The organism is Pelosinus sp. IPA-1, assembly GCF_030269905.1.
GTDB lineage: Bacteria > Bacillota > Negativicutes > DSM-13327 > DSM-13327 > Pelosinus.
In genome coordinates this window covers 43123-57304 of sequence record NZ_BSVC01000010.1, presented here as the reverse complement: position 1 = coordinate 57304, position 14182 = coordinate 43123, and the positions used below count along the sequence as shown (strand labels likewise).

Below are 14182 nucleotides of genomic sequence, written 5' to 3'. Positions count from 1 at the left end.
GTGTTTTTGTGGTTCAATATTTTAATTATCTCTAAAAATTACCTAGAATACCAAAATAAATTAGTAGATACTATGGATAATAACCTCGTAAAGGAGGAAATCCATGTGAAACATATAAATCATGGTAAATCCCTTAGGTTCTCGTTATACGTTGAGTATCCTGATGGTCATGGTGAGTATAAGATAGCAGAAGGTACCGGTGGCGCAATCAAAGGCAATCGCATTGATACTGCTATTATGAATCGGGATAAAGCTATTGATTTTGGTATTAAGTCAGTGAAAGTGTATGTTGTAGAAACGCCAAAAGAAGAATAGATTTAGTGAGCACCTGATTTCATTAGGGAAAATTAGGTGCTTTTTATATGTTTAGAATCAGAAGGCATGACATATTCATGCTCTCCTTAATAGCGAAGAGTTAGCCCATACTTGTCTTGTTAATTAAGAATTAAATTAAATGGTATAGACAATTTAATTTTATATTTATATAATTATGAACATAGTGAATGTGCGTTACATTCTGGTGACAAAAAATAAATGAAAGTGATATGTAGGTGTAATATGGAAGGTGTAACTACAAATGTAAAAGTAATGGGCGGTCTTAATGAGTCCCTTGTTGTTAATATGATTCGAAGACGTGGACCTATATCTCGTGTAGATATTGCCAAATTGACAGGTTTAACTGCACCCACCGTAACGAACGTTTCGGGCAAACTCATTGAAGCCGGTTTGATTCAAGAATATATGGTTGGTGAATATAGTGGCGGTAGACGCCCTGTACTCCTTAAGGCTAATTCTGAAATGGTTAACATGATTATTGTTGACATTCGTTCGAAAGAAATTAAAGGGTATTTGATCAATGGGGAATTAGAAGTTGCCGAAGAGATCTGTCATGATATTCGGAAAATAGATAAAGATAAAATATTGTCCTTAGTCGAAGACACCATCGCGAAGTGTTATGCTTCTGAAAATGGAAAATTAGCAATGGCCATTGGCATTATTGTGAGGGGACCTGTCATGTCGAGGGAAGGACTTTCTTTATTTTCTCCGAGTACTGGTTGGCATAATGTACCGTTAAAATACATTATGGAAGAAAAGTTTCGACTTCCTGTTTTTGTAGAGAATGATATGCGGGCTATGGCTTTAGGAGCCTATCACTATGGCCCATATCGTGACATTAAAAATGCAGTATTTTTAGGAGTCGGTGGCGGAATTGGCTCTGGAATTATTTTAAATGGTGAACTATATAGAGGGTTAGGTGACAGTGCAGGTGAAATTGGTCATACGGTTGTGGATGTGAATGGGCCTGCATGTAGTTGTGGTAACTTTGGCTGTCTTGAAGCTATGGCATCAGAGACAGCATTGATAGTAATGGTAACTAAGGCAATAGAGGAAGGAGAAAGCTCGCTACTTTATGAGATGGTAGAAAGCAATATAAATGCGATAAAGCCTGAGCACATTTATGCTGCAGCTGGAGATGGGGACTTACTTGCGATAAGAGCACTTCAGCATGTGGGCAGGTATCTTGGTATGGGGGCGGCTAATATTATTAATATTTTTAATCCCCAATTAGTGCTCATTGGTGGTGGGATTGTTAAAGGGCAACAATTTATAGAAGAGACCATGAAGGAAGTCATTAAAGAACGTGCTTTGGGCAATTGTTATTCTTCTACTCGTATTGAATTTTCCACGGAAGGGAGAAGGGCAGCCTTGAAGGGAATTGTTGATTTAGTTATGGAGGGAATTTTTTTCTCACTTAAATAATTATATAAAGGACTGTTTATATTCTAACCATAGAAAGTGCTGGAATGTAGGCAGTCCTTTATTATTCAAAAATAGAATTTTCAAAAAATAGTTACTATTTGAAGAAGGAAGTAAGGAAATCATGTCGTATATTATTTAATATTAAATTAATTTATAAATTAATTAACGGAAATAATAGCAGTATTTTAATTGGGATTAAATGGTATCTAATGGGATTATGTCATACATTAGAGTATGGCAATAAAGAGGCAGAGTATCCTGCTGGTAGATTGAAAATTTTTTTGTATCATAAATAAGATGGAGGTTAGATAGTATGGGAAGTAAAAAGTATAGTTTGGGAATTGATTATGGTACCCAATCTGGTAGGGCATTGCTTGTTGAAGTTGAGACAGGCAAAGAGGTCGCAACTGCTGTGGTAGCTTATCCTGATGGTGTGATTGATGAGAAGTTGCCAGGTACAAATATCAAGTTAGAATATGATTGGGCACTACAAAATCCAGAGGATTATTTAACGGTGCTGTATGAGGCAATTCCTAAAGTGTTAAAAGACTCCCAGGTAGATCCTGAAGATGTAGTAGGATTAGGGATTGACTTCACTGCTTGCACCATGCTGCCTGTGACGAAAGACGGAAGAGCTTTGTGTCAGCTTCCCGAATATCGGGATCAGCCTCACGCATGGGTAAAGCTTTGGAAGCATCATGCAGCCCAAGATGAGGCTAATCGCTTAAATGAAATAGCAGCTGCGAGGGGAGAAAACTTTCTTGCCCGTTATGGTGGAAAAATATCTTCAGAATGGCTAATCCCTAAAATATGGCAAATAGCCAATGAGGCTCCCGAAATATATCAAGTAGCTGATCGGTTTATGGAGGCTACAGATTGGGTTATCATGCAAATGACGGGTGTAGATATTCGTAATAGTTGTACTGCAGGTTATAAGGCGATATGGCATAAACAAGAGGGATATCCTAGCAAAGAATTTTTTAAAGCATTGGATCCTAGATTAGAAAATCTAGTTGAAGAAAAGTTAAATAGTCCTATCGTTGCTATCGGGAGCAAAGCTGGCGAATTAACCACGGAAATGGCAAAGAAGATGGGCTTAAAACCAGGAACGGCTATCGCTGTAGGTAATGTAGATGCCCATGCGGCAGTCCCTGCTGCCGGAGTGGTTACACCAGGGAAACTGGTTATGAGTATGGGAACTTCCATCTGTCATATTGTCTTAGGAGAGGAAGAGAAAACAGTAGATGGTATGTGCGGTGTGGTAGAGGATGGTGTTATTGGAGGCTATTTTGGCTTCGAGGCCGGACAATCTGCTGTCGGTGATATTTTTGAATGGTTTGTTGAAAACTGCGTTCCAGGCACTTATACAGAAGAAGCAGCTTCACGTAATATCAGTATTCATCAATTATTAGAAGAAAAGGCCGGGGCATTATTTCCTGGAGAAAGTGGCTTAATCGCTCTTGATTGGTGGAATGGAAACCGTTCTGTATTGGTTGATACTCATTTGACAGGAGTGCTGCTAGGAGCGACCCTTCTTACCAAACCAGAGGAGATTTATCGTGCATTAATTGAGGCCACTGCCTATGGAACGAATATGATTGTGGAAACTTTTACGGAAGCGGGAGTAAAGATTGATGAATTATATGCTTGTGGTGGTTTATCTCAGAAAAATAATCTTCTCATGCAAATTTACTCCGATGTAACAGGGCGAGAAATTCATATTGCAGCCTCTCTACAAACACCTGCTTTAGGCGCTGCTATGTTTGGTGCGGTGGCTGCAGGTAAGGGAAGTGGTGGTTATGATACTATTTTGGATGCGGCAGCTCATATGACTTTCGTCAAAAAGGTGTATAAACCAATTGAGAAAAATGTGGCACAATATAAAAAATTATATGCTGAGTATAAAATTATCCACGATTATTTCGGACGTGGGGCAAACGATGTTATGAAGCGACTCAAAGAAATAAAAAGAAAAGCGAAAACCTGTTAAAAACCATGTTTCAAAAATCAGTATAAGTTGAGATCAGTTATAAAAGGAGAGTAAATAATGATTGATTTAAAAGAAAAAGAAGTATGGTTTATTACTGGCAGTCAACATTTGTATGGAGAAGAGACATTAAAGATCGTCGGAGAGCATTCGCAAATTATTGCCAACTTCCTCGGAGAACAAAGCAAAATACCTGTTAAGGTTGTTTTTAAATCTGTATTAACCACACCAAATGCCATTCATAATTTTTGCGTAGAGGCTAATAGTGCCCAAAATTGTATTGGGCTTGTTGCCTGGATGCACACCTTTTCCCCAGCAAAAATGTGGATTGCAGGACTTAATATCTTAAATAAACCTTTTGTCCACTTACACACCCAATATAATCGAGACATTCCTTGGTCAGAAATTGATATGGATTTTATGAATTTGAATCAGTCAGCCCATGGAGACCGGGAATTCGGTTCGATTGTAGCTAGAATGAAAAAAGCTCGCAAAGTGATTGTAGGTTTTTGGCAAGACCAAGAGGTAATTGAACGCTTAGCCGTTTGGGTTAGAGCAGCTTTAGCTTGGAATGATTTACAGGGTGCTAAATTTGCTCGTTTTGGCGATAATATGAGGGAAGTAGCAGTAACGGATGGGGATAAAGTGGAAGCCCAGATCCAGTTAGGGTATTCTGTCAATGGTTATGCCCTTGGTGATCTAGTGTCCTATATTAATAAAGTAAGTCCTGCTGAAATTCAGAAACTGGTTGCTGAATATGAAAACAGTTATGCAGTACAACAAGAACTTCTTGCAGGTGGGGCGAAACGGGCTTCTTTAGAAGAAGCTGCCAAGATTGAATTGGGTATTAGAAAATTCCTTATAGAAGGTGGCTTTAAAGGATTTACTACCAATTTTGAAAATCTTGATGGTATCAATCAGTTACCAGGCCTGGCGGTGCAACGTCTCATGGCAGATGGATATGGATTTGGTGCTGAAGGGGACTGGAAGACAGCTGCTCTACTCAGGGCTATGAAAGTTATGGCTTATGGTCTAGAAGGCGGTACAGCTTTCATGGAGGACTATACTTATCATTTAGAAGAAGGTAAAATGAGGGTTTTAGGAGCTCATATGTTAGAGGTTTGTGAATCCCTCGCGGCTCAGAAGCCGTCCCTGGAAATTCATCCATTGTCCATTGGCGGTAAAGAAGACCCTGTTCGTTTAGTCTTTAATGTACCAGCGGGCAGAGGCTTAAATGCCACTATCTTAGATATGGGAAACCGGTTCCGCATGTTAGTTAATGAAGTGGACGTGGTAACGCCTGAATTTGATTTGCCCAAACTACCTGTAGCTAGAGTTCTTTGGGCACCACAACCCAATCTCAAAGTAGGAGCAGAAGCCTGGATATTAGCTGGTGGTGGTCATCATACTGGTTTTAGTCAGGCTGTTACAAAAGAGCATTTGGAAGACTTCGCTGAAATAGCAGGAATTGAGTATTTAGTAATTGACAATGAAATGAAAATATCAGAATTCAAAAAGGAACTAAAATGGAATGACCTTTATTACCATTTAGCAAAAGGAATCTAGAAAATAAGGCAACAAATAACCCCTGTACTTTATCGTACAGGGGTTATTTGTTATTAGCAGAGGCCATATAAAGAAGACTTGATTCAGATGGAGTTTAACTCCATCTGAATCTTAGCCCTTCTTATCCAGGGACTTAGCCCCTCTTAACTCCCACTTATATAAGTGAGCCTTGGGTCCGGAGACCCTTAAGGCGAACTTATTTCGAGTTTACAGCCTGTTTCCCTGACCGTCAAGGACAGGGAATTACAGACTGTCAAACAGATGAAGATGGGGGTCTTAGAGCGGTTTAGTCATCGGATAAAAAATCTCGAAAAATTTAAAAAACACCTATGGACAAAATTGGTTATTACCAATATACTATAATTAAATATTTATTTTAAATAAACATTTAATTAATTATTGCCTATTAAAAGCAGTATTAAATTTTTAGGAGTGAGAGAATGAAGCAGTCTGGTAAGAGAAAGTTATATTTGAGTATAGCTGCAGGCGCCGTATTAGTAAGTGTTATGGTAGGATTCATCTGGAAAAGCCATGCTCAGACGAAATTTGTTGCAGAAGAGATTCCTTTCGTTAAAACAGCGGTTGTAGGAACCACTGGAGCACAACAAACATTTCTATATTCTGGAGAAGTCCGTGGAAGATATGAAAGTCAATTAGCTTTTCAAGTCAATGGGAAAATTGTTAAAAGGAACGTTGAGTTAGGAAGCACTGTCAAACCAGGTGATGTATTGATGCAAATTGATGCAAAGGATATTCAACAAACGGTTTACAGCAATTCAGCCCAAGTTTACTCTGCCGGGTCTCAATTACGCCTAGCAGAAAGTAACCTGAATCGCTATCGTCAGTTATATGAACAAAATGCGGTTAGCCGTGCTACGTTAGATCAATACGAAAATGCTTATGATGTGGCAGTAGCTGCTACTCATCAGGCTTCAGCCCAATATTCCCAAGGTTCGAATCAACTGGATTATAGTATGTTATATGCAGATAAACCAGGTGTTGTCTCTAGTATTACAGCGGAAGTAGGGCAAGTGATTAGTTCTGGAATAACAGTTATTACGGTCGTACAAGATGGGGAACGAGAAGTTGAAATCAATGTTCCAGAAAATCGTATTGATGAACTGCGCAACGCCCAGCAGCTTAAGGTTACTTTCTGGGCATTGCCCACGATTTCTTTGGATGCTATGATTCGAGAAATAGCTCCTATGGCCGATAAAGTCTCTCGCACTTACAAAGTACGAGTAAGTTTGATGAATCCTCCTCAAGAAGTAAAGCTTGGGATGACTTCTACGGTAACGGTAATCAATAAAGGCAGCAATCAACAAATGGCTACTTACATTCCGTTAGCGGCGATTTATCAAAATGGTAATACTCCAGGAGTGTGGGTGATTGATAATGATACTGTAACGCTACGTGCTGTTAAAGTAGGAGCGTTTGGTGATGGGAAAATACAAGTCCTTGAAGGTCTTCAAAATGGGGATCAGATTGTCACAGCAGGAGTGCACAAGCTAAAAGAAGGACAAAAAGTTCGAATTGCTAGTGGTGCCTTATGAAACAGTTTAATCTTACCGAATGGTCTTTAAACCATAAGCAATTTATTTATTTCTTTATCGTATTGTTTTTTATTATGGGGATTGTATCATACCATAAGCTGGGTCGTATGGAGGATCCCGATTTTACAATAAAGCAAATGATTGTTCAAGTTTCCTGGCCAGGAGCTACAGCCCGTCAAATGGAAGAACAGGTCACAGATAAGATTGAAAAAAAGCTTCAGGATTTGCCTGGGCTTGATTATGTAAAAAGTTATTCAACTCCAGGGCAAACCATTACCTACGTAATTTTAAAAGACACAGTTCTCAAAAAGGATGTTAGGTCCACCTGGTTAGAAGCTCGCAATATGATTAATGATATGAAAGGCACTCTTCCGCAAGGTGCCTTAGATCCCAATTTTAATGATCGATTTGATGAGGTATATGGTGTTGTGTATACCCTTACTGGTGATGGATTTTCTTATGAGGAAATGCGGGAAAAAGCGGAAAAAATTCGCCGTCTGCTCTTGGATATTCCTAGTGTTAAAAAGGTTACCCTCCTTGGGGTGCAAACAGAGAAAATTTATATTGAAGTGGAAAATAGCAAACTATCTCAACTCGGAATTGATCCTAGTATCATCGCCACTACGTTACAAGGGCAAAATGCTATGGCCTCTGGAGGGATGCTTGAAACAACTTCTGATAATGTTTATGTAAGGGTTACAGGGATGTTTGAAGATATAGAGGCAGTTCGTAATGTACCGATTCAGGCGAATGGACGTACCTTTCGGTTAGGGGACATTGCTAAAGTAAGCAGAGGGTATGCTGAACCTGCTGATCCGAAAATGTTTTTTAATGGTAAGCCAGCTATAGGTATTGCCTTAGCGATGGAACCTGGCGGCAATATACTGACTCTCGGTGAAAATCTAAAGAGTACGATAGAACAAGTTAAAAAAGAATTGCCTCTAGGTCTAGAACTGAATCAGACTGTTAACCAGCCCAAAGTAGTAGAAACATCCATCGACGAATTTGTAGAATCTTTAGGAGAAGCAGTTGTCATTGTATTATTGGTAAGCTTCCTTAGCTTAGGAATGCGTTCAGGGATCATTGTGGCTCTATGTATTCCGTTAGTCATTGCTGCTGTTTTTACTTTTATGAATTTTATGGGGATTGATTTACATAAAATCTCTTTAGGTGCACTTATTATTGCTTTAGGTCTCTTGGTAGATGATGCCATTATCACGATTGAAATGATGGTCGTCAAAATGGAACAAGGCTGGACCCGTTTTAATGCTGCCTGTTATGCCTATACGGCAACGGCTTATCCTCGTTTGACTGGTGCCTTAGTAACTTGCGCTGGGTTTATTCCTGTTGGTTTTGCAAAAGGAAGTGCCGCTGAGTTTTGCGGCAGTATTTTCACAGTAGTGGCTATGTCTTTATTATTATCTTGGATCGCTGCCGGTACGGTTACCCCTTTATTAGGGTTTATATTCATTAAAGTGGAATCGAAAGGCGTTGAAGGACAAGAGCATAATGTACATGACACTAAATTTTATCGATTATTTAAGAACGTTTTAATTTGGTGCTTAAGTCATAAGAAGCAGGTGTTATCTGGGACGGTAGCATGCTTTGTTGGTGCTGTATTATTAATGGGCCTAGTAAAGCAGGAATTCTTTCCCTCTTCAACACGGCCAGAATTAATTGTGCAAATGAAGTTGCCTGAGGGGGCTTCATTACAAGCCACACAAGACATTGCAGACCAATTTGCCAAAAGCATCGAAGGTGATTCTGATATTGAGTATTACACTTATCATGTAGGGGAAGGGGCCCCTCGCTTTGTTTTAAGTTTTGAACCAACTTTTAATAAATCAAACTTTACAGAGTTTATTATAGTTGCGAAAGATGCAAAGGCTCGCGAGGCTTTAGCGCAAAAAGTTAATAAGATAATAAATGAAGAATTTAGCAGCGTAAGGGGTCATACCAAGGTCATTGCCAATGGTCCTTCTGCGGATTATCCTATTATGCTAAGAGTTCGAGGTTATGATCCTGAAAAAGTAAGAGAAATTGCGCAAAAGATGCGAGACACCATGGCTGCCCATCCAGGGGCAAAGAATGTAAACCTTAATTGGGATGAGAAGAGTAAAGTCATGCATTTTGAGATTGATCAAGACAAGGCAAGAACGTTGGGGATAGATACCAACTCATTAGCAACGTCCCTACAAACTCAATTATCGGGTGCGACCATTGCAGATTTTCGTGTGCAAGATAGAACCATCAGTATGTTATTTCGGGTTGCGCCACAAGATAGAAATGACATAACCCACATTAAAGATTTAAATGTACACATTGGCAATGGAAAATACCTTCCTGTAGATCAGATTGCAAAGATAAGTTATGATGCGGAAGATGGACTTCTCTGGAGACGAGGTCTAAAGTCCATGGTTATTGTGCAAGGTGAAGTAAATCCAGGCTATATGGGTAACAATGTTGCGCAAGAGGTTTATGAGAATCTGAAAGAGTTACGTGGTGATTTGCCTTTTGGTTATACCATTGAATTAGATGGATCACTAGAAGATAGTATAAAAGCTGCTAAATTCATGACGGAGCCTGTACCCATGATGATAGGGGCTATTATGATTCTCTTGATGATTCAACTACAAAATGTGCCCAAGATGGTATTAACCTTATTAACAGCACCTCTTGGTATCATTGGGGTAGTAGTTGGTTTATTACTTACGGGAAGTCCTATGGGTTTTGTCGTACAGATGGGTATCTTAGCTTTATCAGGGATTATTATGCGTAATTCTGTTATCTTGATAGACCAAATTGAACAACTGCTTTTGAGCGGAGAATCTATGTGGAATGCCATTATTAATGCAACTATTATTCGCTTTCGGCCAATTTTATTAACGGCAGCAGCTGCAATCTTGGCGATGATTCCTTTGGTATCAAGCGTGTTTTGGGGACCTATGGCAGTAGCTATTGCTGCTGGTTTATTTGGTGCTACAATTTTGACATTATTAGTTTTACCAACTATGTATGCAGCTTGGTATAAGGTAGAACCCAATTCTATTTTACAAGATGAAAAATTGCAACAAACGTTAGTAAAGTAATGAGGTAGATTATGCCAAAATTTATAATAAAAAGCCAAGAGTTTGATATTACGATGAATGATATTGAAGAAAACATGAGGAATATTGAACCGCAAAAACGACCTAGAAATATGTATATGGTCAAAATTAATGGAAAGTTTTTTCCTCTAAAGCAGCCAATCATAGCCGCAACGGGATTATCTATGATGGAAGTAACTATGCTTGATGCTTATCTAATTATGGAGAAGTTAGGGTATTGTATCCAGTTTCAGCGATAACAGTGCGTCACCATAAAAATGTATAGGTAAGGTAATTATTACACCAAAAGACTTGGCTGCAATACTGCAACCAAGTCTTTTCTTATCTGCTTAGATAAGAAAAGTTTTTTTAGATTAAGGGTGTTTCTTGATAAACGTAATATTCACGTGACCAAAAGATACACTTCTGCGTATTCTATTGTAATAAAGTGGTTGTATTTTATTAACTTTCGGCATTTGTCGTTAGTATAACGTCTAGAATAGGATGGTCAATATACGTTATATTCGTACGTCTCAATAAAGCAGCATTCGTTGACTAGCCCTTTTCAATAAGATATACTGTTTTTTAGTGTAAAGTTTAGTAATATAAGGATATAGTTCTATAAAGTTAATAAGTAATAAAGCATAGTAGCTTTTGAGAGGAGTAGCAATATGAAAAATTTTGTGCCGAGGGTAGCGGCTATTCATGATATTTCCTGTTTTGGACGTTGCTCCTTAACGGTGATTATGCCTATATTATCTGCTATGGGGGTTCAAGTATGCCCTCTGCCAACTGCTGTATTAAGTACTCATTTAGGTGGTTTTACAGACTTAGCATTCCATGACTTTACGAGTCATATGCCTGATTTCTTTCATCACTGGAAGAGAGAAGGCATAGCTTTTGATTGTATTTATAGTGGCTTTCTTGCTTCCGAGGAACAAATCGATGTGGTACAGCAATTTATTGATGAGTTTTCTTCAAATCATCCACTTGTAGTGGTAGACCCAGTAATGGGTGATGATGGGAAGTTATATTCTATTTATACACCACAAATGCAGGAACAAATGAAAAAATTAGTAAAAAGGGCAGATATTCTGACACCTAATTACACAGAAGCCTGTTTTTTATTAGGAGAAACCTATCAAGGGCAAGTTTGTGATGTAGCACAAATGAAAAAATGGCTGCTGCGATTAGCTGAGTTTGGCCCTACCACTGTAGTTATGACTGGAATTCCCTTTGAACATGGGAAGATTCTTACCTTCGGATATGATCAGAAAGAGGATATATTTTTTGATATTGTAACTGATCACATACCCGCGAAATATCCAGGAACGGGAGATATTTTTTCTAGCGTCCTGATTGGTTCATTATTACATAAAGATTCTTTGCCAGTAGCTATGGAGCGAGCTGTGAATTTTGTTGGGCTTGCAATTAAAACTACCTTTCAAGCCGATACTCCTACTCGTGAAGGAGTAGTAGTGGAAAGAGTATTGCCCTGGCTTTGCCGAGAGGTTTGGGAAAAATAAGATAGCTATTATAAAATATGGAGGTTTTAGAATGAATGTAGTACGGAAACTAAATGTGAGAGACATTGTATTTGTCGGTATGTTGGCTGCCATGTGTACTATTGCCACAACCATTAAAGTTCCCTTTGGTGTGGGCGCTATGGTGCATCTCGGTTCTGCGTTTTTATATACAACAGGAATCATTTTTGGCGGGGTATATGCAGGACTGGCGGGAGCCATTGGTTCGGCCTTTTATGACATAGTCATGGGTTTTTCTCCTTACACGTTATGGTCCTTTGCTATTAAGGGAATTGCTGGATTGATTGTTGGCCTTGTTGCTAAAGGACTTTGGCCTGAAGCAAGTAGAAATAGTAAAATGACAGGTACTCAATTAATGATCCGTGCTTTTTTTGCTTGTGTTTTAGCCGCATTATGGACATTAGCAGGTTATATTTTAGCGTGGTGGTATGTGACTGGCAGCTTGACTACTGCGATTGCTAATATACCTAGCTCCTTGATGACGTCAAGCGCCGGTCTTATCGTTGCCTTGATCCTAGGGCCAAAACTTCGCAAAATACTAGGTCAATAAGGCTAAGGCCTATTGAGCGTAATAGATATTTATAAAAAACAGCTTTGCTCGTAAGATCAAAGCTGTTTTTATTCACCTCATCCAATTCCAGATTATTCGTTTATTGTTAAACTTGTAGATGATAAAAAGGAGTACTAGCCTTTAGGTAAAACGTACACGGTAACATCACGTTTCCCCCAAGAAAACGCTTCATCTAATGTGTCCATTGCTAAATCAACATGATTTCCGATAATTGCTCCTCCGATATCGTCTGCAATTGCTTCTCCATATCCAGGTATGTAAAGTTTTGTGCCAAGGGGGATTACGTCTGGATCAACGGCAGCTAATCCTCTGCGAAGGTATGTGCCCCGGTATGTATAATCAGTGCAACCTTCGTCGTAACGGGTATAAGCAGTTGCGAGCATGGGGGTGGCATACAAGTAGTGGGGGACGCCATTGTCATGTGGAGGATGATAGGATGGTTTCTGAGACGGTGGTGAGGTACGCTTAGGTTTAGTACTTTTAAAGTTTTTTAACGCATTCATTGTTCTGGATCCGACGACACCATCATCAGATAGCCCAGAATCTCTTTGAAACATTTTAACTGCTTGCAGTGTTTGATAGCCAAATATTCCATCTGATTTACCGCTGAGATATTTACCTTTGATTAGATATTGCTGTATTTCCGCGACTTGGCTATTTTGCATGCCGAACTTAATAAGAGAACTGTTGCTGTTATTTGAAGAATTGGGTTTAGAGGTAGGTGAATCATGGTGCTTACCACCGCCGAAGATATCACGAACAATGTTGAATAAAAAGAAACTTGCATGAGCGGAAATGGGTTGAAACACAGTAATAGTGAATAGTAGAAGGACTGTAATCAGAATTTTATTTTGCATGAATGATACTTCCTTTGCTAAAGAAATTAGTGCGTATTTAGAAACAATGAACTAGCTGTTTTAATAAGTTACACATAGCTCCTTTCTAGAAAAAATAGAAAATTGAGAAGACTAAGTTCTACCATAATCTTATCGTGCTAATTAACATAAGAACTAATAGTACTAATATCCTATTTTGACAAATTTAAGGAGGTAAATTATAGTAATAATGTAATTCCATTAAGAGTTATGTATAATGGTCTAATGAAAGTAAAAAAAGTTGACTAGTTCAAACCAATACTAGTCTTATGAACGTTATAAAGTGTGGACTTGTTAAAACAAATAGGTAAGGTGGTACTTTAAAATATGATAACATTCGCTGTTCTTTTTATTGCAGCATTTTGTGCTGGTGTACAAAATGCCTTAGCAGGTGGAGGATCGTTTCTTACTTTTCCTGCATTGATGCTTACAGGATTGGATGCACGGGCCGCAAATATTACTTCTACTGTCGCACTTTTCCCCGGGCAGATTACAACAGGTTTTGCCGGACGAAAAAATATTTCAGATTTACCCCAATTATCCTTTAAGGCTTTGTTTATTATTAGCCTGATTGGTGGAGTTTTGGGGGCTATTCTTCTATTAATAACGCCTGTTTCCGTCTTTGAATTCCTAGTACCCTGGTTAGTTTTATTTGCCACACTTGTATTCTTGTGGGGGAGTTTTTTTCGTAAAATCCATGAAAACCCTAAGCCATTAGGGCCTTTAAAGGCTATAATGGCACAGTTTGCTATCTCTATCTATGGAGGTTATTTTGGTGGTGGCATTGGCATCTTAATGTTAGCGGCCTTGACCATTGCGGGGTTAGATGTACGCACGGCAGGAGCGACCAAAAATGTATTGGGTGGAGTGATGAATGCTTCTGCTGTTCTGATTTTTCTTTTTTCGAGTGATGTTGCCTGGACGCAAGTTATGGTGGCTTCCATTGCTTCTATTGCAGGTGGGCAAGTAGGAGCTTATGCGCTAAAACGGGTGAATGAAAAGCGATTGCGTATTTGTATTATTATCCTTGGTTTTGGATTGGCAATTGGACTTTTCTTGAAAGCACATGGGTCTTAGCTGTTCATTCCAGCTCCACTAGAATAGAGGGAAAGCAATGAGTATTAATTGAAGAATAAATAAATACTCATTAATATGATTTTACCGATAGGTTATGGAGATCGATACAAGACAGCAGTGGTTTAAGAGAAAAATAAAACAACTCATCGGATTGACCGATGA

At 38.8% G+C, this 14182-nt stretch carries 11 protein-coding genes; 10 read left to right on the top strand and 1 reads right to left on the bottom strand.

Annotated features, from left to right (window positions below; genetic code table 11):
* The first annotated feature begins 105 nt into the window (after nt 1–105).
* The 9 genes from QSJ81_RS21620 (at nt 106) to QSJ81_RS21580 (ending at nt 12047) form a co-directional block, all read left to right on the top strand.
* A complete protein-coding gene (locus QSJ81_RS21620; RefSeq protein ID WP_285719427.1) occupies nt 106–315 on the top strand; it encodes a 3D domain-containing protein in 210 nt (69 codons plus the stop codon).
* Nucleotides 316–558: 243 nt separating this feature from the next.
* Nucleotides 559–1761 carry an ROK family protein gene (locus QSJ81_RS21615; protein WP_285719426.1) on the top strand — a complete coding sequence of 401 codons (1203 nt, stop codon included), beginning with the start codon at nt 559–561 and terminating at the stop codon, nt 1759–1761.
* 313 nt (nt 1762–2074) lie between these two features.
* Nucleotides 2075–3751 carry a ribulokinase gene (locus tag QSJ81_RS21610; protein ID WP_285719425.1) on the top strand — a complete coding sequence of 559 codons (1677 nt, stop codon included), beginning with the start codon at nt 2075–2077 and terminating at the stop codon, nt 3749–3751.
* A 57-nt stretch (nt 3752–3808) separates the two neighbouring features.
* Nucleotides 3809–5314, top strand: coding sequence for an L-arabinose isomerase (gene araA / locus QSJ81_RS21605; protein WP_285719424.1), 1506 nt, complete (start codon nt 3809–3811; stop codon nt 5312–5314).
* A 440-nt stretch (nt 5315–5754) separates the two neighbouring features.
* A complete protein-coding gene (locus QSJ81_RS21600; RefSeq protein WP_285719423.1) occupies nt 5755–6867 on the top strand; it encodes an efflux RND transporter periplasmic adaptor subunit in 1113 nt (370 codons plus the stop codon).
* Complete coding sequence (locus tag QSJ81_RS21595; protein WP_285719422.1) at nt 6864–9956, top strand: efflux RND transporter permease subunit; 3093 nt, start codon at nt 6864–6866, stop codon at nt 9954–9956. Before QSJ81_RS21600 ends, QSJ81_RS21595 begins: the two co-directional genes overlap by 4 nt.
* Before the next feature lie 11 nt (nt 9957–9967).
* Nucleotides 9968–10213, top strand: a complete 246-nt coding sequence (locus tag QSJ81_RS21590; RefSeq protein WP_285719421.1) for a hypothetical protein — start codon at nt 9968–9970, stop codon at nt 10211–10213.
* A 411-nt stretch (nt 10214–10624) separates the two neighbouring features.
* Complete coding sequence (locus QSJ81_RS21585) at nt 10625–11479, top strand: pyridoxamine kinase (RefSeq protein WP_285719420.1); 855 nt, start codon at nt 10625–10627, stop codon at nt 11477–11479.
* Between the two features lie 31 nt (nt 11480–11510).
* A complete protein-coding gene (locus QSJ81_RS21580; RefSeq protein ID WP_285719419.1) occupies nt 11511–12047 on the top strand; it encodes an ECF transporter S component in 537 nt (178 codons plus the stop codon).
* Between the two features lie 134 nt (nt 12048–12181).
* Here the strand turns inward: QSJ81_RS21580 and QSJ81_RS21575 are convergent, their stop codons facing one another.
* Nucleotides 12182–12925, bottom strand: a complete 744-nt coding sequence (locus tag QSJ81_RS21575) for a 3D domain-containing protein (RefSeq protein WP_285719418.1) — start codon at nt 12923–12925, stop codon at nt 12182–12184.
* A gap of 345 nt (nt 12926–13270) precedes the next feature.
* Between QSJ81_RS21575 and QSJ81_RS21570 the strand changes: the two genes are divergently transcribed.
* Nucleotides 13271–14020, top strand: a complete 750-nt coding sequence (locus QSJ81_RS21570) for a sulfite exporter TauE/SafE family protein (protein WP_285719417.1) — start codon at nt 13271–13273, stop codon at nt 14018–14020.
* Nucleotides 14021–14182 lie beyond the last annotated feature (162 nt).